This window comes from Marinobacter nauticus (assembly GCF_003634635.1).
Lineage (GTDB): Bacteria > Pseudomonadota > Gammaproteobacteria > Pseudomonadales > Oleiphilaceae > Marinobacter > Marinobacter nauticus.
Window position 1 is genome coordinate 93,566 of record NZ_RBJB01000003.1, and the last position, 21,264, is coordinate 114,829.

Genomic DNA, 21,264 nt, shown 5'->3' on the forward strand with positions numbered 1-21,264 from the left:
CCCGGAATCATGCCATGAATGTAGAGTGTCCCACCTGTAAGAAATCCGTGGAATGGAGCGAGACCAACCCCTGGCGCCCCTTCTGCTCTGAGCGCTGCAAACTGATCGATTTGGGTGCCTGGGCCAATGAGGAGTATCGGGTGCCGGCCGAAAACGCCTCTCCCGATGATCTCGACCAGGGCGGCGAGGTTACCCGTCACTAACGTGTTGGTTGCGAGCCACTTACGGGCTTTTAAGTTGTTAACCACCCGGCAGATGTTTAACATCCGTTGACGTTGAAACTATCGCATATACCGGCAGTTGCGCCGGCCACGCTCTCATAACGACAGCAATAAAGGTGTACACATGAAGATTACCCGCATCTCAGCACTGGCACTTTCTCTTGCCGCCGCTCCGGTTCTGGCCAGTGACCTGGATCTGAGTCTGACCAACGATTCGGTCAAGGGTCAGGTTAACTTCTTCGGCAGCCAGGAAGAGCTGCAAATGGGTGCTGGATACACCTACCATGAAGGTAGTCGCCACATTATCAACGCCGATTTTCATGCCCAGGGCCGCACCGCCCTTGGGAATCTGCCAACAACTGCCGGCATCGGCATGCGTGGCGTCGGCTGGGATGACGACGATGTTGATGGCGGTGCCATCGGCCTTGGCGGTTTTGCCACGGTGAACATTCCGACCGTGCCCGGTCTGTCGTTTGGCGGCAGCCTGCACTACGCTCCAAGCATTCTGTCGTTCGGAGATTCCGACGACATGACCAGCGTAGAACTTCGGGGCAGCTACCGTGTTATCCGTAATGCGGAAGTGTTTGCCGGTTACCGTTACCTGAATACAGAACTGGATTTTGCCGGTTCTCCAGATGTGAATCTGGATGAGGGCGTGTTGGCCGGTATCAAGATCTTCTTCTGACCCCTTCGCCTCGGTTACCCGGCGCCTTGCCGGGTGACCGATTCGTGCAGCCATTCACGCCCTGCCCTCCTGATTACTGCTAGTCTGTCCGGACATTTGCAAACCGGACTGCGCTTTCATGAGACTGACAATCCCTTCCATACTGGCTACTTCCCTGTTGCTTTCCGCCTGTGGGGGCGGAGATAGTGCGATTGACGGCGCCAAAGACATTCCCAACCGGTTTGGCAACACTCAGAACGCGCTGGATGATTTCAGTTCCGGCAGTACCGGGGATTCCAGCAACGCCCGGGGCCTGAAGCCAAATCAGGTACGGGTTACCATGGAACTACCCGTTAATCTGGCACCTGAGGGTGAGCAAACACGGCGAAACCTTCGTATTGTGGTTCCCGACCAGGTCCGTGTGTACCGCACCAACAACAGCGCACAAAAATTTGATGATGTGCGCTATTCCACCGAAAAAGGAACTGACGGCCACTTTATTCTGACCTTTGACAATGGCGTTCCCGTTGGTCCGGATGTGATTATTGAGGCCCGATATGGCACCGCCACGATGACCGCTCTGGCAGCAGACGCCGACCGGGATATAAAGGTGAACCCCTTTTCCCATTACCTGGTTACCGAGGTGCTCTGGCGCCGGTACTCCACCTATGATTTTCAGACCGTGTTGGACTGTGTGGATAACGCGTCTTGCCTGAACAAGTATGTATGGGGAACTCTGGCCGACCAGGTACACGATTTTGAGATCGATATTCCGGAGAACGCTAACGTTACCCAAGCGACCTCTACCCTGGCTGACAGGGCTGATTTTGCCAGCTATGTAGCAGATATGGCGGACTACGCGCTGCTCGGCCAGGCATCCTCAGACCGGATTTCCGCCAGTGCGGCGGATTACAACTCCGTGTTTTTCGGCCTGGAGTTGGGCCAGACGTTTCGCGAATCCAATGTAGCGGGAGCCGGCCAGTGGGGCGTACGCATGGCTCAGGTAGAACGGCTGACCGAGGATAACCGCGCCTTTTTGTATCCCGCACTGACGCTCACGTCGTTCGATGCCTTCAACCTGAATATCACGTCTCTGGCCACGGACATACCTTACGACCGCCAAACGCAGATTCACGGTTTTTTCGAGCGGAATAATTCCGGTATTCCAGAGCAGCTCTTTTTTGAGCGCGGGACCGAAACCTGGGAACGAAACAGCCATTCCAGCGCCCCGGGCGCTGCCACACTGACCACCGAAACACCGGCCCGCTTGCTGGCGGGAAGAGCCCTGTACCAAACCATCACCAAACGAAACAGCAGCCTGATCAATGGCTGGACCAGAAACCCGTACTATCTGGATGCCTTTACTTCCGAACCGGTGAGTGACCAGAGCGGGCCAGACCGGGTACTGACCAACTATTTCACCGGCGGCAAAGCGATCGCGCTGGAAGATGATAACGGCAAGCTCAAACGCCGGAACATTCTCGAAAACCACTACCTGAGCGTATTCGAGCTACACCTTCAACGTGCGGAGGCATTCCAGATCTCCGATATGGCCGGACAGGCCTATAACGTGACCTACCTCGCCACCCGCTTCGCCGATGGGGCGCCTGCGACATTCGAAACCGGGCATGGTCAATGGGTATTCGGCTCAGCGAACGATCAGACCCTGAACGGCACCGCCAATGTGGATCAGTTCACCCTGGCCCGCGACGCCTCCGGTGGCGTAGCCACACCCGATACCGGCAACGACACCTGGAATCTGATTAACCGGCGTTCCCGCCTGAGCTCGGGCGATATTTATATGGGGCGGCTGGGGTTGTTCCGCAACGAGATCGACGAACGAACCAACTTCAACGACCCCAACTTTGGCATCCCCGACATGGGCCTGGGAGCGGCAACCCCAAATCAGGATCTGATGGCCTTTAACCTCAATGATGGCACGTTGGGCAGTGGCCTCCTGGTGGCAGGAAAAACGCTCACAGACGGAGCACTGACAGAAGGCACCTATCGGTTACAGGGCGCCATCGTTGGCGTGACCCAGGAGCAAAACCGGCTCTACCACGTGAACAATGCACAGCTGACCCTGGCGAACAGTTCTGCCAGCTTCGAGGGCACAACCATGATGGTGAACCACCTTATCGAAGACAACGAGGTGGTGGCCCCTGAAGAACTGCCGATGCAATTTAATGGCAGCTTCACAACAACATTGGAAGGGGGCATTTCGATTACCAGCGCCGGAGAATACGAGATGCGCGGCTTCTATACCGCGGCCGGCAACCAGGTCTTCCTGGTTATCAGCGACGATACCGGCCCGGAAATGAAAACCGGGCTATTGCTCGCAACGCTTGTTGAGGAATCCTCTGCGCCTTAAAACCTGAACCGCGGACAGTCCCGTATAACCTGTTATAATTCCTGCCATATCGATAGTAACGAGGGGTTTATGACTGCAGTTAACCGGGCACTGATGCTGTTGATGCCGTTGTTTGCGTTTGCTGTTGCGGGTGCCATCTACACACCGACCGCAAGTCAGAACACCCTGCCAGGAGAAGGGGAAGGCGAAGTTAGCCTGTCTTCTCTGCCCCCGCTTCCAAATTGGGCGAATGAGGGTCTTCCGGACTTCTCAAGCTATCAGGACACCACTGAAAAGAAAGTCGCGTTCTTCTCTTACCTCTATCCCAGGATAGTGCTTGCCAATTCCCGTATCCTGCTGGAGCGGGAATACCTTGCCACGCTTGAGGGAAAGGAAGCTCTGACTAGAGATGAACTCGCATGGCTAACAAGCCAGGGAGATCGACTGCGCATTGAGGCCGAGGCCGGAACTGACCAGCAATTCGCCCTGCTTCGGAAACGCCTCGATGTCATTCCTCCGTCTCTGATCCTGGCTCAGGCGGCGAATGAATCCGCCTGGGGGACCTCCCGGTTTGCGACCGAAGGCAACAATCTCTTTGGTCAATGGTGCTTCTCCCGGGGCTGCGGGCTGGTTCCGCAGAGTCGAATCGAGGGTGCCAATCACGAAGTGGCAAAATTCCCGTCACCTTATTACTCCGTACGCTCCTACATTCAGAACCTGAACCGTCATCCCACCTACCAAACGGTTCGGGATATTCGACTCGCTGATCGCAAAGCCCAGAAACCCCTGTCTGGGTGGGAGCTTGCAGAAGGCCTGCTTGGCTATTCCGAGCGTGGTGAAGAGTATATAAAAGAAATTCGCGCCATGATCCGTTACAACAATCTGGAGTTCTACGACGAGGAGTTCAGAACCCTGCTGGGCGACCGGACCCCTGCGCAGTTTGAACGGCTGGCATCCGCCATTCCGGACACCACGCTCCTGCCCGGTGGATCCGGTGGCCAACTGAGCCCGTTTGAAGGCTAATCCCTGAACCTGACAGATTCGAGATTCTCCGATGCTTGATTTCTTGCCCGCGCCGCTAAAAGGCATCCTTGCGGTGCTGTTGATACTGATCAACACCCTGTTGTTCCTTCCGCTACTGTTGCTGGTAGCACTGGCCAAACTCATTGTTCCAGTCCTGCCATTTCGTAAGGCGTGCACTATCGTGCTGAATGCCATTGCCTGGTACTGGATCGGCTTCAACAACACCCTGATGAATCTGCTCCACCGGGTGGAATGGGATGTCCGTGGTGCGGAAGAACTCAGCAAGGAGCACTGGTATTTTGTCACCTGCAACCATCAGAGCTGGGCGGATATCCCCGCTATTCAGTATGTCCTGAACAGCAAAATCCCGCTGCTGAAGTTCTTCCTGAAAAAGCAGCTGATCTGGGTGCCTTTATTAGGGGTGGCCTGGTGGGCTCTGGATTTCCCGTTTATGCACAGACATACCAAGGAACAGATCGCCAAACGCCCGGAACTGAAGGGCAAGGACATTGAAGCGACAAAAGCCGCCTGTGAAAAATTCCGATACACACCAGTGACCATTTTCAATTTTATGGAAGGCACCCGTTTCACCCCGGAAAAACACCAGCGCCAGAACTCACCCTATAAGCATCTGCTGAAACCCAGAGCGGGCGGCACGGCCTTTGTGTTTGGTGCCATGGGCGAGATGATTCATACCATGCTGGATGTCACTATCGTGTATCCCGGTGGTCGACCCGGCATCTGGGACTACCTGTGCGGACGGGTGCGCAAGATCGTTATCGATATTCGCACCCGCGAAGTGCCGGAGCGTTTTCTTGGGATGGATTACGAAAACAACCGGGAGGTCAGGGTCGACTTCCAGCGATGGGTAAGTGAGATCTGGGCGGAGAAAGACCAGCGAATTGAAACACTGTTGGCCGAGAACAGCTAACGAATAATCCCTGCGGGGCTGCGGTATTACAGCAGCCCCAGCTCCCGGGCCCGGACAATTGCCTGTGTCCGTGATTTAACATCCAGCTTGGCGTTTATCCTTCTGGCGTGGGTTTTCACGGTATGAAGCGAAATGTGCAATTTGTCGGCGATTTCCTGGTTTGATAGCCCCTGGGCGATCAATTCCAGAACGCCCTGCTCTCGATCACTGATAGGCTCGGCCAGGGGGTCTGCCGCCGTTGCCACGGGCTCACAACCAAACAGCCGCCCAAGCGCTGCGGTGAAGTCCCCGTTATCAAGATGGCGATAACATTTGTCCATCAACGGGCCAAGCTCTTTCATAAGCTCTGCAAAGGGGCTTATAAAATGCTCCCGACTCGCCTGGGCAACGATGCTCTCCAGCCTCTTCCGGGCGGCAGGAAGGCCTTTCTCGGCTTCCAGCAGAACAGCATCCAGCAAACCCGCATGCAGCTGCAGCCCCCAAGGCATGCCGCCCTCGTATTTCTCTGAGACAGCATCCAGATGTTCGCGGGCTCTCACCAGGTCGCCATTGGCCATATCAGCCCGCACCTGCAAGCAATCCAGCAGGCCTGGCATCATCGGGAAAAGCTCTGGTACACATCCACCTTTACGGTAAGGTTCCAGTTTGGCGATCGCCTGCGTCGCACTGTCGTGTTGGCCTTGGACCAGCCAACAGCTGGCTTTTAACGCTTCCAGCACCGGTACGTACAGGCTCTCATCCACCTGCCAGGTATGCATGGTGCGCTCTGCCCGACCCACCCAGACGAAGGCATCATCCATCCGGCCCTGGGCGCGACACATCAGTACCCTCAACGCCATGGCGAGCAGCAACCCGAGATCACGGGTCTGTTCGGCATGACGGGCACAGTTGACCAGCAGTCGATCGGCTTCCGTCAGACGGCCCTGATGCCAGAGCACCAGGACCAGATTCAGTTGCAGGCGGGTTTCCCCGATTCGTGCCGGCCGGCTGAGCTCCTGCATGGCCGTATCCAGCCCGGTTCGCAAAAGTTGCTCCGCGTGGCGCAGTGCCCCCTTACCCAGTTCAATGCGGGCGTGGGCGTACACCGCCAGGGCCTCGGACCCCGAATCGCCAGCTTCGCGGGCCAGCTTGGAAGCAACACGATTTGCATCCCGAGCCTCCTGAAAAGACCCGGCCGCACAAAGCGCGCTCGAACGAACAATTTGAGTCACCAGCTGCGCCTGGGTCGACATACTACCCATCGCCAGCGCCTTGTCAGCCATGGCCAACGCGGGCTGCACAAAGCCCTCACCGCGCAATATAAACGCCTTCAAAGCGTAGATGCGGCCCTCATGCTCTTTCCGGTCCCGGTCGTTGAAGCCATCAAGAAGTTGCTTTGCCTGCTGGAACTGACCACCAATGGCATGTACCCAGCCGTAAACAATACGCAGCCGGGCGCTTCGCTCCAGCAATTCTGCAGGCAGGTTTTTTCTCAAGCTCAACAAAGAGGCAGTATCCTGGCCCAGCAACAGCGCCTCGGTACTCTCGGAGGCAATGCGCACAACCTCATCGCTATCGCCGGCCAGGACCGCATACTTTAATGCTTCCGGGAACTGCTGGCGCTGCTCGAACCATCGGCTGGCCATCAACATTCGGGTGATGTACCCCCCCATCACCGGGGTTTGCAGCCAGGCCTGTAACAATGGATTCAGGCGATACCACCGGCCCCGGCCAGGGACCGGCTTCAAGGGCAGCCCGCGGTCAGCGGCCTCAGACGGTGGCATCCCCGACTCTGACACGGAAGGCTCAATAGCGAAAAACAACTCATCCGAACAGCTGTCCAGCTCGGCAATTGCCCGCATTGATTTCAACTGAGCGGGCCCCAGCTGGGCCGCAATACAGTCTTTCAGGAACCGCTCTACCGAAGGGGTTTCATGCAGGGCCCTACGCTCCCCGCCCTGTTTCAGCTCCCGCCGATACAGTGCCAGTGGCGTTGGCCAACCTTCAGTCAGCCCGAATAAATGATCAATCGCGACGCTGGTAATCAGGCTGTCGGAGCGTGCTTTCGCAAAAAACTCAAAGGTTTCAGACCGTGAAAACTCCAGGAGATCTGGCCCCAGCCTGGTGTAGTTGCCATTCAATTCCAGTGTGTGGCTCTCAAATGGCACCGGAAGCCGAGAAGCCATAGCAACTGAAAGACCCGAAGGCAGATGGGTAACCAACTGGTGCAATAAGCCGCTGACCGCCGGGTTGGTAAGATGATGGACATTATCCAGAACCAGTACTTCTCTGACCTCGCGGGCCTGCCGATCCCGATTGACCAGAAGCATCGTCAGATGGTCTTCAAAGGTTCCACCATTCGGCGGCAGTACCTCTGCCAATCCCAATGCCATCGCAAGTATGGAAAGAAAACGGGAGGGAGCGTTGTCCCCGGCGTTCAGGGAGATCCAGCGAACATTCACGTCCGGTGCACTGGCCAGCGCACTGACCAGGGTGTGAGTCTTGCCGTAACCTCCGGGTGCTTCTAGCTGTAGCAGTCTACCCGCTTGCAAGGCCTGGCATATCATTCGATCCAGATTCGGCCTCGCCAGGGCATCGTCTGGTACAGATGGCACCCTCAGCCGGTGCTCCATAAGATCCCGCACCAGCTCACCGCTCTGTAGACTGGAGTTCGCGGTCTGGAACTCGTCGTTGGCTGCACAGCCTTCTTTAAAGGATTTCACGCACTGCCCCGTTTGAAACCGGCCGGACGAACGCCCAAACCGGAAAATAAGAGTCTTGCTTAGGCCGAAAACGGCATGGCGTCCTGCATGGGGTACGCCTTTAGTATGAGTCTTGAGGGAGAGGTTAAACCAAAGCAGGTGCTTGCTGCAAAAAATTGACGGGGAAAAAAGAGGTTAGAGGCGATTTTTTAACGCGGAGACACTTACCAACGGCCAAAAAAAAGCGAGCCGTAAAGGCTCGCTTTTCCTGACAGCGGTGAAACGCTGTTATTAACGGGTTCCAGCGCGACGCAGAGCCGCCGGCGTGTAATCCCGCGACTGACGCTCGACACCGAAGGTGTACGGCTGGTTCTCTTCGTTGGTCAGGCCAAGAGCCAGGTAACGACCGGAGAGCAGATCGTACAGTACTTCGATCGCGTACCAGGGAACGTTCTGATCGTAGAACTGCATTCCGTGGGCTTCCGCGACACGCCAGAGCTCGCCACGGCCATCGTAGTGATCGATAACCGCTGCCTGCCAGGAGTCCTCATCAATGTAGAAGTCACGCTGGGCGTATACATGCCGCTCACCGTCCTTCAGGGTTGCACGCACGTGCCACACACGGTGCAGCTCGTAACGGGTCAGATCCTGATTGATGTGTCCGGCTTTGATGATTTCATCGTAGCTCAGGCCGCGATCCACCAGCTTGTAGGAGTTGTACGGAATGTACATTTCCTTCTTGCCCAGCAGTTCCCAGTTGTAGCGATCGGGAGCGCCGTTGTACATGTCGAAGTTGTCAGAGGTACGCATGCCATCAGCCGCAGTACCCGGACCATCGTAGGCAACCTGCGGAGCACGACGAACCCGACGCTGACCGGCGTTGTAGATCCACGCCCGGCGCGGTTCTTTCACCTGATCAATCGTTTCATGTACCAGCAGTACGTTACCCGCCAGACGCGCTGGCGCAGTAATAGCCTGCTTGAAGTAGAACAGAACGTTGTCGTCTTCACCTGGCTGATAATCGTTCAGGTAAGTACGCCATGTCAGTTCGTCCTGGAACTTGACCACTGAGTAGTCGCCACCAGCTGTAGGAGTGACCTGGCCAACGTTCCGCTGCACCGAACCACCGCGATACCGGGTAATGTGGTTCCAGATAGCTTCGAGGCCGTTCTGGGGAATCGGGAACGGCGTTGCACTCTCGTAATTGCCCAGCCCGTTACCGTCCTGAATCAACTCCACCTTGGTGGCGTTCTCAACGGTCTCATCCATCACTTCTTTCGGGTAAGCCGCCGTACGATGGGTCGGATAGACCGGAATCTTGTAATCGGCGTACTGGCGAATCATCGCCACCTGGCCCGGAGACAGCTTGTCGGCATATTGATCAACATTGCTCTGATCAATGACAAACTCGGGCTGCTCATTCGGGAACGGATTTACATAGATACCGTCGCCCTTGTAGCCCGCCGGCGGAGTTGTTAACCCGCCGGTCCATGCCGGGATGGCACCGCCATTACCAGACTTCTCTGCACCCATCGGGGTCAGAGTATCGCCCAGCTTGGCCGCTTCTTCTGCAGAAACCGCGCCCCAGGCCTGACCGGTAAAGAGACTTGCAGCCAGTACACCTGTGGCCAGTAGTTTCTTGTTTAATTTCATCTAAATTACCTCGTTGAACGAATTCGGTCCGGTTCAGAATGAGTAGGAAACACTCGCACTCACGAAATCACGGTCGGTCAACTCGTTATACGGTTTGCCACCGAAAAAGTTTGTGTAGCCGATGTTGCCTGTGATCTTGTTCTGATAAACCGCCTGAACGGACAGACCAAGCGCCTTGCTTCCTTCGTTGAAGGCACCACCCGGCTGCGGGGAATAACCTTCTACGTCGTGGCTCCAGGCCAACTGCGGCGACAGATTTACGCCTGCAAATACGTTCGGGTAGTCCCAAACCAGACGGGTGCGGTAACCCCAGGAGAAATCAGTGGTAAAGCCGTCGTTTTCACAGTAGTCAGTATTCAGGTTAAGCGGCGCGCCACCTATAACTGGCTGAGAACAGGCATCACCCTGAGAGGTCGGCACTGGGCCAATGCCGAAGGTACCGGAGCGGCCATAACGTGCCTCGTCATAACCGGGCAGATCGTGGACCCAGGTCATGCCCACTTCATTGATCAGGGACAGACGGCTGGCGCCCATAACCTGATCGAAGAACTTGACCAGAGTGAACTGGAACTGGGATACGTTAAAGCGATCGTTACCAGACGCCCTCAGACCATTAATATTGGTTGTGCCCAGCTCTTCCTGGCGCTGACGTTGCAGAAGACTCACTGGGCCATCGGGCCCCGGCAACTGCAGACCTGCGTAGATCAGCTCGAAAGCGTTCCACTGGATAGGCACATCCTCGCGGAAGCTGTACTCGGCACCCAGTGACCAGCCGCCGGGCGTGGTTGTGTTGATACTGATACCGTAGAGGTCAATGTTCTCCGGGTACTCCATAAAGTACTCAGGGAACCCACCCGCCTGGGGCCCAGGACCGTCGTTCAGCACACCGCTTACGTACGGCAGGCGGCTGTTGTACTTGATGTAATAGAAGCCCAACTCAGAATCATTCAGTTCAGGCACATACCAACGAACAGCCACACCGAACTGGTCCTTGGAGTCTGCCTCTACATCGGCAAGGCGATTAATGGCGTAGCCGCCAAGGCCCAATGCATCTGTTGCATCAAGCAGCTGGCTTTGTGCTTCGCTCACTGCACCTGACGGCCAGATAGGGCCGCAGCCATCGGCGACAAAATCAATGGTAGAGAAGAAGGTTCCACAATCGTCCGGGCGCACCGGCTCCCATTTGGCCTGAACGAAGGCTTCAACGGAGACGTTTTCAGTGACACCGGCAGACATGTAGAACATCTCAACCGGCAGCAACGCATCCTTCAATTCGGAGCCTGGAGCACGGAACGCCTGAACGTCTACCGGGTTGATGGTGTTGATACCACCCTGGATAAAAGTACTCTCACCCCAGCTCACTACCTGCTTACCATAGCGCAGGCTCACAGGGATGTTGCCGAAGTACCAGTCAGAAAACACGTAGGCATCGAGGATTTCGCCGCCTGAGGCATTATCCTTTGCTTTCTCGTTGAGCTCTACGTAACGGCGATTCTCGTCTTTGAGCTCGAAGTCATACCAATAGCGGCCACGAACAAAACCACCTACGCGGGTCAGATACTGACTGTCGACTGCATAATCCAGGAACAGCTCACTGTTACCCTTGACGATCTTGGAGATGGTATCGCCTTTGTCGAAATTGCGGTTACCGTCGTCATAGTTGTTGGTGGAAGCAGTACCCCGCCCATCATGCGGAGCCAGAAGACGCTTGTCAGCTTCTTCTACTCGCCAGGAAGCACCGGCAGATAACGTGGTATTGAACTGAGCCTCAACATCACCCATGTAGAACGAGTATGCTGCTGCCTGGCCGGACACGCCGGCGGCTATGGCTACGGCAAGTGGTAACTTGGTCCAACGCTGCCACGGTTGAGTTTTTCTTGTCATTGGAAGGCTACTCCGTTGTTGTTCTGAGTCGCTGCTCGATTGTTCTGGTGTTAGGTGTCCTGACGGCTGTACACACAGTGCCGTGATGATTGCACTATAGCTAAGCCTTTCGGGGGCTTTGATCAGTCAAAAGTATGATTTTGCTGTCACTCTCTGTTCAGCCGGGTCTCGCACTCCCTCACTATAGACAAGATTCAGGAGTGCAACCACCTGTCGTCTTACAGCATTTCGATCGCCATTGCGGTGGCTTCACCACCACCGATGCAGAGCGCGGCAACACCCTTCTTTTTGCCATAGCGCTTGAGGGCATGCATCAGGGTAACCAGAAGACGGGAACCGGTAGACCCAACCGGATGCCCCTGGGCACAGGCGCCACCGTGAATATTCACCTTGTCCGGATCCAGGCCCAGCTCTTTGATAGGCATCATGGCCACCATGGCGAAGGCTTCGTTGATCTCGTAAAGGTCAACATCGTCCTTGGTCCAGCCGGTTTTCTGGAAAAGTGTCTGGATCGCGCCCACTGGCGCACAGGTGAACTCGCTGGGATGCTGGGACTGAGTGCTATGGGCAACGATCCGCGCCAGGGGCTTGAGGCCACGTTTTTCGGCTTCGGATTCACGCATCAGCACCAGTGCTGAGGAGCCGTCAGAAATGGAAGACGCGTTTGCCGCAGTCACGGTACCGTCTTTGGCAAACGCCGGGCGCAGTGTCGGAATCTTCTCAATGTTGGCGTTGTGGGGCTGCTCATCATCCTCTACTACCACCTCTCCCTTACGGGTCTTGACGGTAACGGGGATGATCTCTTCTTTGAGCAGGCCTTCTTCAATCGCTTTCTTGGCACGATTCAGGGAGGAAATCGCGTAGTCGTCCATTTCTTCCCGGGTATAGCCTTTCTTGTCCGCCATTTCCTGGGCGAAAGATCCCATCAAACGGCCAGTCTCGGCGTCTTCGAGGCCATCCAGGAACATATGGTCCTGGGGCGCCTGCCCAGGCCCCATGCGGTAGCCCTGGCGGGCGCCCAGCAAAATGTGAGGCGCGTTGGACATACTCTCCATGCCACCGGCAACCATGATGTCGTTTGAGCCGGCTTTGATCAGGTCATGGGCGAACATGGTGGCTTTCATGCCGGAGCCACAAAGTTTGTTAATGGTGGTGGCGCCAGTACTGTCTGGCAGTCCCGCCTTGCGCATGGCCTGGCGAGCGGGCCCCTGTTTCAGGCCAGCCGGCAGCACATTACCCATAATGACTTCCTGAATATCGGCAGGCTGCAGTCCGGCGCGCTTCACCGCCTCAGCGATGGCAATTGCGCCCAGTTCCGGCGCGGAAACCGGGGCAAGACTACCCATAAAACCACCCATGGGGGTGCGAACACCGCTCACGATGACAACGTTGTCCTGACTCATGCTGTGACCTCTCTGTTGGTTCTTTATGATTCTGGTTATGGTTTGTGGGGCGCTTCGAGATACTCCTGGGATTGCATTTCCAGCAACCGGGATTCCGTGCGCTCGAATTCAAAGCTCAGGCGCCCGCCCGAATAGAGCTCAGTGATGGGCGCCGCAGCAGAGATAATGACCTTGACGTTGCGGTCGTAGAACTCATCGATCATGTTGATAAAACGGCGCGCCTGGTCGTCCTTGTCGCCACCAAGCACCGGTACATTGCTGACGATAATGGCGTGGAACTGGCGCGCCATTTCGATGTAATCGTTCTGACTCCGGGGGCCGTCACACACGTCTTTGAAGTCAAACCAGACCACATCGTCTGCGTGGGCCTGGGCCGGAATCTTGCGACCGTTAATTTCCATGGTTTTACTGTGCTTCGCCGCTTCGACCGCCAGGGCGTCGAAACTGTTCCGCAAGCTGATATCCGCCTCATCATCCAGCGGACAGTGATAAAGCTCTGCCTGCTCCAGGGTACGCAGGCGATAGTCCACGCCGCCATCCACATTCACCACATCGGTATACTTCTTTACCAGCTCAATGGCAGGCAGGAACCGCGCGCGCTGGAGGCCATCTTTATAGAGGCCATCGGGGACGATATTGGACGTACACACCAAGGTAACCCCACGACCAAAAAGTCCATCCATCAGCGTGGCAAGGATCATGGCATCGCCAATATCGGAAACAAAGAACTCGTCGAAACAGATGACACGGGTCTCGTCCGCAAACTTTTTAGCCACCATCTCAAGAGGGTTTTTCTCCCCTTTCAAAGCTTTCAATTCGTTGTGAACGCGCTGCATAAAACGGTGGAAGTGCACCCGCATCTTGCGCTCGAATGGCAGCGACTCAAAAAAGGTGTCCATCAGATAGGTTTTACCCCGGCCAACGCCGCCCCAGAAATACAGGCCTTTAACCGGCTCTTCCCGGCCCTTCTTGAGTTTGCGGCGCAGTTTGGCCAACCCTTTGTTGCGCTCGTTTTCAGCAGCCACCAATTTATCGTACAGTGCCTGCAGGCGTTGGACTGCATCTACCTGGGCGGGGTCCTTGTGAAAATCCGGGCGTTCAAGATCCTTTTGGTAACGCTCCCAAGGGGTCAGGTTCGCAACGGTATCGGAGGACGTAGCTGCAGTCATCAGGCTTCCTGAATAGTTGAGTCGAGTGAAAAATCGGCGCGATATTGTCGCCTATTTCGCGTTTTTTCGCCACGCCGGGCGGCTCTCGGGGCAATACGACGATTGGCTCAGTGTTTCAGCATGGGCTCAATCGGTTTGGGGCGTTATACTCCGTTTACGGGGATTGGCTCACTTCCAGGCAATATAAGGACGATTTTCATATGACAAACCTGATTCTGGCGGCAGTTGCCGCGTTGGTAGTTGGCATTGTCATCGGGATTCTGGTTGGCCGTTCCGGCCAGGGAGCAACGTTGCGGCAGCGCCGGGCGGAGCAGCAGATTGAAGAGCTGCGCAGCGAGTTTACGCGCTATCAGGCCCAGGTGAACGAACACTTTATGGAATCCGCGCACTTGTTGCGCCGGTTCAACGACGCCTACCGGGATGTGAACCAGCATATGGCTCGCGGCGCCAACCGTCTGTGCAATGACGAAGACTGGATGGAAGAGCTGGACCAGAAATCCAAAGGCAGACTGGAGCATGGCAGTGATGGCGAGCCTTCAGAACCACCCAGGGATTATGCACCCAAGGCCGACCCTGAGGCCAAAGGCACGCTTGCCGAGGACTACGGCCTGGACAAGGGCGAGAAGCGCCCGGCTTGATTCGAAATCAGAGGCTGCGCCACGCGCAGCCTGACAACGATCTTCATACCGGATTATCACAATCGATGAAACGGTGTGTAACACCAAACGCCTCAGCAATCGCCGCCCCTAACGCCTGCACTCCATAACGCTCTGTCGCGTGATGGCCCGCCGCAAAGTAATGAATGCCGCATTCCCGGGCGGTATGAGTTGTCGGCTCCGAGATTTCACCACTGATGTAGGCGTCTACGCCCGCCTCCAAAGCAACGTTGATAAAGCCCTGAGCGGCGCCCGTACACCAGGCGACGGTTTTGATTTTGTCTGCCCCTGCACCAACGTGCAACGGCTGCCTGTGCAGAGCCCGAGCCATCTCTAACTCAAACTTTTCTACTGACAAGGGCTCCGGCAACTCACCCTGCCAGACCAGCCCCCCCAGCGGCCTCGGATTCTGGATTCCGAGCACTTCCGCCAGTTGCCGGTTGTTGCCATACTCTGGATGATCGTCCAGTGGCAGATGGTAGGCGACGAGGTTGATGTCGTTATCCAGCAACTGCTTGATCCGGTTTTTCTTCATACCACGAATAGTCTGGTCTTCACCTTTCCAGAAGTAGCCGTGGTGGACAAGGATCATGTCTGCGTTTTGTGCGACTGCTGCGTCGATCAGTGCCTGGCTGGCCGTTACACCGGTCACAAGGGTCATAACCTGCTCGTTACCTTCAACCTGGAGGCCATTCGGGCAGTAATCCTGGAAGGTATCCGGCTGAAGCCATTGATTTATCTTGGCTATAATCTCGTTTCTGCTCGCCATTAAACACCTCGAACACATTTCGGTTTCTGGACGCATGGCAGCTGGCGTGCACAACGTTTGAAAGCAAGGGTCAGCAGGGGTTTCCGGAAATGTCGGAGGCCATGGATGGCCGGAGAGAAGCGCACATGGATGTGCTTGTAGCGGTTTCCGGAAACCCCTGCTGACCCTTGCGGCACCTCGAAGCTGAAACGCCAGCGTAACTCGGCGCGCCGATTCCTCGTTCTACTTCGACATTAGACTACAGCGCATCCAGGCCTTTTATCAGGGCATTGTTCTGGTCACTGGTACCAATCGTGATGCGCAGAAAATCGCTGATTCTTGGCTTATTGAAATGCCGGACAATAATGCCCTGCTCCCGAAGCTTCGCCGCAATCCCAGCGCCTTCATGGCCGGGATGGCGGGCAAAAACAAAGTTTGCCTTGGATGGCAGCACCTCAAAACCAAGCGTTTCCAACTCCCTGGTCACCCGCTCGCGCTCGCGGATCACGCCACTGCAGGAATCCTCGAACCACTGCTTGTCCTCAAACGCAGCCACGGCACCAGCCAGAGCCAGACGGTCCAGCGGATAGGAATTGAAGCTGTCTTTGACACGGTTGAGAGCCTCGATCAGATCTTCATTACCAACCGCAAAACCAACTCTCAAGCCGGCCAAGGACCTGGCCTTGGATAGAGTTTGGCAAACCAACAGGTTTGGGTATTGATTTACCAAGCGAATCGCCGTCTCGCCGCCGAAATCCACATAGGCTTCATCAACCACCACCACGCTATCCGGGTTGGCCTGCAGGATATCCTCTACGTGCCCTAGCCCGAGGTAGCGTCCCGTCGGCGCATTCGGGTTCGGGAAGATAATGCCGCCGTTGTCACGCTTGTAGTCGTTCGGATCGATCTCGAAGCTGTCGGTCAACGGAATAACCGCACTCTCGATCTGGAACAAGCCGCAATACACCGGGTAAAAGCTATAGCTGATGTCCGGAAACAGGATCGGCTTGTCGTGTTTCAGAAGCCCCTGAAAGATATGCGCCAGCACTTCATCGGAACCGTTGCCAACAAACACCTGTTTGGGATTGATTCCAAAATCCACGTGGTATTCGGCAATGGCATCTTTCAGGGCCTGGCCTTCCGGGTCCGGATACAGACGCAGGCTGTCATTCAGTTCTCTCTGAATGGCTTCAATCACTTTTGGCGATGGGCCGAACGGGTTTTCATTGGTGTTCAGCTTCACCAGATTGGCCATTTTCGGCTGTTCACCCGGCACGTAAGGCTTGAGTTCACTGACCAGGTCGCTCCAGTACTTACTCATTGATCCGGTACTCCGCTGAACGTGCGTGTGCAGTCAGACCTTCGCCACGAGCCAGAACCGATGCCACCCGCCCCATACGATCGGCGCCCTGAGCGGTAAAGCCAATAAGGGAAGAGCGCTTCTGGAAATCGTACACACCCAGAGGTGAACTGAATCGTGCGGTGCCGCTGGTTGGCAAAACGTGATTCGGGCCTGCGCAATAGTCACCCAGGGCTTCGGCCGTGTGCCTGCCCATGAAAATCGCGCCGGCGTGGCGGATGTCGTCGAGCATGGCCTGCGGGTCTTCCACTGAGAGCTCCAGGTGCTCCGGCGCAATCCGATTACTCACTTCTGCGGCTTCTTTCAGATCTGCCACCTGAATCAGTGCACCCCGTCCCAGCATGGAGGTGCGGATAATTTCTTCTCGCTCCATGGTCGGCAGCAGCTTGTTGATACTGGCTTCCACCGCATCCAGGAAGTCTGCGTCCGGGCTGACCAGAATGCTCTGGGCCTGCTCGTCGTGTTCCGCCTGGGAAAACAGGTCCATGGCGATCCAGTCCGGGTCGGTCTTGCCGTCACAGATCACCAGTATCTCCGAAGGGCCGGCAATCATGTCGATACCGACAACTCCGAATACTTCGCGCTTGGCGGTGGCCACGAAGATGTTACCGGGGCCGACGATCTTGTCGACAGAGGGTACGGTGTCCGTGCCATACGCCAGCGCAGCCACGGCCTGGGCGCCACCGATAGTAAATACGCGGTCTACCCCGGCAATGGCAGCCGCTGCCAGCACCATGTCATTCACCACACCATCCGGGGTCGGCACCACCATGATGACTTCAGATACACCAGCGACTTTGGCCGGAATCGCATTCATCAGTACCGACGAAGGATAGGCCGCCTTGCCACCCGGCACGTACAGACCGGCGCGATCCAGCGGCGTTACCTTCTGGCCCAGCACGGTTCCGTCTTCGTCCTGGTATTGCCAGGATTGCTGATTCTGGCGTTCGTGGTAGTCACGGATGCGTTCCGCCGCTTTTTCCAGACCCTCACGCTGATCCTGGGGAATTCGGTCCAAAGCCGCCTGCAAACGGCTTTTATCCATTTCCAGCTCAGCCATGGAGCCAACGTCCAGGCGATCAAACTTGGCCGTAAACTCCAGCACTGCCGCATCGCCCCGGGTCTTCACCTCGTGCAGGATATGCCGAACCGACTCATTCACCTGATGATCCACACTGTCGTCCCAGGCCAGCAGTTGGGCCAGCGCACTGTCAAAGTCGCTCTGGGTGGTGTTCAGTCTGGTGATTCTGTCGGTCATTTTTCAGATCCTGTCTTGGAGTAACACTACGAATCGCGGCGTCGTTCAACGGCCGCGGACATCTTCTCGATTATGGGGTTTATCTGGCCGTGTTTCATCTTCATGGAGGCCCGGTTAACCACCAGTCGGCTACTGATGTGGTCAATCAGTTCTCTTGGCTCCAGCCCGTTGGCCTTGAGGGTATTGCCGGTATCCACGATATCAACAATCTCATCGGCCAGATTCAGGATCGGTGCCAGTTCCATTGCCCCGTAGAGCTTGATGATATCGGCCTGCCGGCCCTGAGCCGCATAATAGCGCCGGGCCAGGTTGACGAATTTGGTGGCAACACGAATCCTGCCTGCCGGTGGCTGCTCGCCTTTTTTGCCTGCGGTCATCAACCGGCAACGGGAGATGTTCAGATCAAGCGGTTCGTAGAGGCCGTCGCCACCGTGCTCCATCAGAACATCCTTACCAGTAACGCCCAGATCCGCGCCACCATATTGAACATAGGTGGGCACATCGGTCGCCCGGATGATCAGAATCCGCACGTTCGGGTCGGTGGTGGGAAACACCAGTTTGCGGGACTTTTTCACGTCGTCGACAAGCTCAATGCCCGCTTCCGCCAGCAGCGGCAAGGTTTCTTCCAGAATGCGACCCTTCGACAAGGCGATGGTGATGGAATCTGTCATGTATCCTTCCGGGTTCCCGTTGGTCAAATTCAGGCTGGCAGACGGCGGATGCTGGCACCCAACAGCTGCAATTTCTCTTCAATGCATTCGTAACCGCGGTCAATGTGGTAAATGCGGTCGACAATGGTATCGCCGTCTGCCATCAGACCGGCGATCACGAGGCTGGCTGAGGCCCGCAGATCGGTTGCCATCACCGGAGCACCGGTCAGGTGTTCAACGCCCTTGATGATGGCCGCATTACCTTCAAGGGTAATGTCTGCACCCATCCGGATCAGTTCCTGCAAGTGCATGAAGCGGTTTTCAAATACGGTTTCGACGATGGTTCCGGAACCCTCGGCGACCGCATTCATGGCCGCAAACTGAGCCTGCATATCCGTTGGGAACGCCGGATACGGCGCGGTCCGCAGGCTGACAGCCTTGGGCCGCTTGCCTTTCATGTCCAGTTCAATCCAGTCCGGGCCGGTCGTGATGTGCGCCCCCGCCTCTTCCAGCTTGAGCAGCACCGCTTCCAGGATATCTTCCCGGGTATCTTTTACTTTCACCCGACCACCGGTCGCAGCCGCCGCCACCAGGTAGGTTCCGGTCTCGATCCGGTCCGGCAACACGTTGTAGTGGCATCCGTGCAGGCGCTCCACACCATTGATTTCAATGGTCGCGGTACCGTGGCCTTTGATATCGGCACCCATGGCGATCAGGCACTCGGCCAGATCCACCACTTCCGGCTCACGGGCCGCGTTTTCGAGGATGGTTTTACCCTCGGCGAGCGCAGCTGCCATCATCAGGTTTTCGGTACCCGTTACGGTGACCGTATCCAGGAAAATGTGGGCGCCCTTCAGCCGGCCATTGGTCTTGGCCTTGATGTAGCCATTCTCCACCTTTATGTCGGCACCCATCATTTCCAGACCGTGGATGTGCAGGTTAACCGGTCGGGTACCGATGGCACAGCCACCCGGCAGGGAGACTTCGGCTTCGCCAAAATGTGCCACCAGCGGGCCAAGCACCAGTATGGAGGCGCGCATGGTCTTTACCAGCTCGTACGGTGCATGGAAGTGCTTGATGGTGTTGGCGTGCACTTCAACACTCATCTTTTCGTCAATGAGCAGCTCCACCCCCATGCGACCGAGCAGCTCGATCATGGTGGTAATATCGTTCAGGTGCGGCAGGTTGCCGACGGTAACCGGCTCATCCGCCAGCAGTGTCGCCGCCAGAATGGGCAGGGCCGCGTTCTTGGCACCGGAAATGCGAATTTCGCCATCCAGGGGCTTTCGACCCCTGATCAATAGTTTGTCCACGGTAATTATCCTGTTCGGTTCAGGCGCCGGCCTGCTGATCGGCCCACTCGCTCGGGGTAAAGGCTTTCGGGTGAAGGGCGTGAATGGTGCCGTCCATGACATGCTGGAATAGCACCTTGTTGATCATTTGCTGCCGTTTGATGGTGGGCAGTCCCTCAAATACGTCACCCACCACCACAACAAGATAGTGGTTGCCATCAACCTGTACCTGAACCTCGCAACCGGGCAGGGCTTCTTTGACAAGTTCGGTAACCTGGGCGGCGTCCATAAGGATTCCTCGACTAAGTTGAAATCAGGGGCGGAATTGTAACCAATTCCCGGGCGCCGGTCAGCTGTGCTCGGCAAATCCGGGAATCTGATCCTGAAGATTACTGAGTGCGGCCAGAGAACGAAGTCGCTCACTGGCGCCTGTGAAGGAGAGATGGCAATGTCGGCTTAGCGCCAGACGCTGCCAACACAAAAGCATCGAAAGCACCACACTGTGCGCGGTGCCAAGCCCGGACAGATCAACCTCAAGCGTCCCATCGGCCTGCTGTATTTCCTGTTCGCCCTGCTTGCGCAGCGCCAGGACCGTGTCGGCATCGACATCGCCGGTTACGCAAAGAGTTTTGCCGTTCCGGACCATGCCCGGCAACCGATCACTCATGAACGATCCACCTGCTCGTCCAGATTCAGGGCCTCAACCGCGTCACCCCAGCCGTCAATGACCGCCTGAACCTGGCCGCGATTCTCTTCCATTTCCTGAGCAAAGCGATCCCGGAAGGCAAGGCCGATGTTTACGCCCTCTACGATGACGTTTTCCATCATCCAGCGGTCGTCACCTGTCCGGTACATTGAGTAAGTGACCGGATAACGGTTGCCGGAGGCACTGATCAACTCCATTTCTACCGAAGCGCGATCCTCATTCTGAGGAAGGATGGTGGCTTCCTTGACGATGATCTCGAAATCTTCCGCAGAAACCAGGGCCTGGGCATAACTATCAAACAGGCTGCGCTTGAACTTCTCGACAAAAGCATCCCGCTGCTCTGGCGTGGTCTGGCGGGCATATCGACCCATCACCCGGGCAGCAATCCGGCGAAAATCGACAAACTCCTGAAGGGTTTCATCCATGCTGGTATAAAACGCCTCAGGATCCTTTTCGTACAACCCTTTCTCGGCATTGAGCTTCTGCACCAGCTTCTGGGTATTCTCGTCCACGTAACGCTTCAGATCCTCCTCCGGGCCGGCCCAGACCTGGCCCACCATCAGGGCGACCATGGCAATCATCAACGTCAAACGGTGTTTAAGGACACTCATTAGT

The 21,264-nt window shown here is 56.3% G+C and carries 19 protein-coding genes; 6 read left to right on the forward strand and 13 right to left on the reverse strand.

Annotated features, from left to right (window positions below):
- The first annotated feature begins 14 nt into the window (after positions 1 to 14).
- The 5 genes from yacG to C7436_RS06320 all read left to right on the forward strand — a co-directional run bounded on the left by yacG (position 15) and on the right by C7436_RS06320 (position 5,189).
- The gene (yacG, locus tag C7436_RS06300) at positions 15 to 203 is read left to right on the forward strand and encodes a DNA gyrase inhibitor YacG (protein ID WP_011786133.1); all 189 of its coding nucleotides are present in this window, start codon (positions 15 to 17) and stop codon (positions 201 to 203) included.
- Between the two features lie 142 nt (positions 204 to 345).
- Positions 346 to 906, forward strand: a complete 561-nt coding sequence (locus C7436_RS06305) for a YfaZ family outer membrane protein (RefSeq protein WP_023009053.1) — start codon at positions 346 to 348, stop codon at positions 904 to 906.
- Positions 907 to 1,024: 118 nt separating this feature from the next.
- On the forward strand, positions 1,025 to 3,256 hold the full coding sequence (locus C7436_RS06310; protein ID WP_121207111.1) for a hypothetical protein: 2,232 nt from the start codon (positions 1,025 to 1,027) through the stop codon (positions 3,254 to 3,256).
- A gap of 69 nt (positions 3,257 to 3,325) precedes the next feature.
- Positions 3,326 to 4,258 (forward strand): glucosaminidase domain-containing protein, encoded by a 933-nt coding sequence (locus tag C7436_RS06315; RefSeq protein ID WP_121207112.1) that lies wholly within the window; start codon positions 3,326 to 3,328, stop codon positions 4,256 to 4,258.
- A 31-nt stretch (positions 4,259 to 4,289) separates the two neighbouring features.
- Positions 4,290 to 5,189 carry an acyltransferase gene (locus C7436_RS06320; protein WP_113880028.1) on the forward strand — a complete coding sequence of 300 codons (900 nt, stop codon included), beginning with the start codon at positions 4,290 to 4,292 and terminating at the stop codon, positions 5,187 to 5,189.
- A 26-nt stretch (positions 5,190 to 5,215) separates the two neighbouring features.
- Here the strand turns inward: C7436_RS06320 and C7436_RS06325 are convergent, their stop codons facing one another.
- The 5 genes from C7436_RS06325 to zapE all read right to left on the reverse strand — a co-directional run bounded on the left by C7436_RS06325 (position 5,216) and on the right by zapE (position 13,943).
- The gene (locus C7436_RS06325) at positions 5,216 to 7,891 is read right to left on the reverse strand and encodes a LuxR C-terminal-related transcriptional regulator (protein WP_121207113.1); all 2,676 of its coding nucleotides are present in this window, start codon (positions 7,889 to 7,891) and stop codon (positions 5,216 to 5,218) included.
- Positions 7,892 to 8,161: 270 nt separating this feature from the next.
- Positions 8,162 to 9,523, reverse strand: coding sequence for a DUF1329 domain-containing protein (locus C7436_RS06330; RefSeq protein ID WP_121207114.1), 1,362 nt, complete (start codon positions 9,521 to 9,523; stop codon positions 8,162 to 8,164).
- Between the two features lie 33 nt (positions 9,524 to 9,556).
- Positions 9,557 to 11,407 (reverse strand): DUF1302 domain-containing protein, encoded by a 1,851-nt coding sequence (locus C7436_RS06335; protein ID WP_121207115.1) that lies wholly within the window; start codon positions 11,405 to 11,407, stop codon positions 9,557 to 9,559.
- A 218-nt stretch (positions 11,408 to 11,625) separates the two neighbouring features.
- Positions 11,626 to 12,810, reverse strand: coding sequence for a thiolase family protein (locus C7436_RS06340; protein ID WP_014422096.1), 1,185 nt, complete (start codon positions 12,808 to 12,810; stop codon positions 11,626 to 11,628).
- 35 nt (positions 12,811 to 12,845) lie between these two features.
- Positions 12,846 to 13,943, reverse strand: coding sequence for a cell division protein ZapE (gene zapE / locus C7436_RS06345; protein ID WP_031210185.1), 1,098 nt, complete (start codon positions 13,941 to 13,943; stop codon positions 12,846 to 12,848).
- A gap of 236 nt (positions 13,944 to 14,179) precedes the next feature.
- On the opposite strand from zapE, the gene C7436_RS06350 reads away from it, so the two are divergent.
- Positions 14,180 to 14,617: a Z-ring associated ZapG family protein gene (locus C7436_RS06350; protein WP_011786143.1), complete on the forward strand. Its 438-nt coding sequence runs from the start codon at positions 14,180 to 14,182 to the stop codon at positions 14,615 to 14,617.
- A gap of 43 nt (positions 14,618 to 14,660) precedes the next feature.
- Here C7436_RS06350 and C7436_RS06355 read toward each other — a convergent pair whose 3' ends face one another.
- The 8 genes from C7436_RS06355 to C7436_RS06390 all read right to left on the reverse strand — a co-directional run bounded on the left by C7436_RS06355 (position 14,661) and on the right by C7436_RS06390 (position 21,260).
- Positions 14,661 to 15,404, reverse strand: coding sequence for a Nif3-like dinuclear metal center hexameric protein (locus C7436_RS06355; RefSeq protein WP_121207116.1), 744 nt, complete (start codon positions 15,402 to 15,404; stop codon positions 14,661 to 14,663).
- Between the two features lie 238 nt (positions 15,405 to 15,642).
- Positions 15,643 to 16,704 carry a histidinol-phosphate transaminase gene (gene hisC / locus C7436_RS06360; protein ID WP_121207117.1) on the reverse strand — a complete coding sequence of 354 codons (1,062 nt, stop codon included), beginning with the start codon at positions 16,702 to 16,704 and terminating at the stop codon, positions 15,643 to 15,645.
- Positions 16,697 to 18,001 (reverse strand): histidinol dehydrogenase, encoded by a 1,305-nt coding sequence (hisD, locus tag C7436_RS06365; protein ID WP_023011326.1) that lies wholly within the window; start codon positions 17,999 to 18,001, stop codon positions 16,697 to 16,699. Before hisD ends, hisC begins: the two co-directional genes overlap by 8 nt.
- A 26-nt stretch (positions 18,002 to 18,027) precedes the next feature.
- On the reverse strand, positions 18,028 to 18,672 hold the full coding sequence (hisG, locus tag C7436_RS06370; RefSeq protein WP_011786147.1) for an ATP phosphoribosyltransferase: 645 nt from the start codon (positions 18,670 to 18,672) through the stop codon (positions 18,028 to 18,030).
- A 29-nt stretch (positions 18,673 to 18,701) separates the two neighbouring features.
- The gene (murA, locus tag C7436_RS06375; protein WP_011786148.1) at positions 18,702 to 19,964 is read right to left on the reverse strand and encodes a UDP-N-acetylglucosamine 1-carboxyvinyltransferase; all 1,263 of its coding nucleotides are present in this window, start codon (positions 19,962 to 19,964) and stop codon (positions 18,702 to 18,704) included.
- 19 nt (positions 19,965 to 19,983) lie between these two features.
- Positions 19,984 to 20,232: a BolA family protein gene (locus tag C7436_RS06380; protein WP_014422100.1), complete on the reverse strand. Its 249-nt coding sequence runs from the start codon at positions 20,230 to 20,232 to the stop codon at positions 19,984 to 19,986.
- Between the two features lie 60 nt (positions 20,233 to 20,292).
- Positions 20,293 to 20,610 carry an STAS domain-containing protein gene (locus C7436_RS06385; protein WP_121207118.1) on the reverse strand — a complete coding sequence of 106 codons (318 nt, stop codon included), beginning with the start codon at positions 20,608 to 20,610 and terminating at the stop codon, positions 20,293 to 20,295.
- Complete coding sequence (locus tag C7436_RS06390) at positions 20,607 to 21,260, reverse strand: MlaC/ttg2D family ABC transporter substrate-binding protein (RefSeq protein WP_121207119.1); 654 nt, start codon at positions 21,258 to 21,260, stop codon at positions 20,607 to 20,609. Before C7436_RS06390 ends, C7436_RS06385 begins: the two co-directional genes overlap by 4 nt.
- Between the last annotated feature and the right edge of the window lie 4 nt (positions 21,261 to 21,264).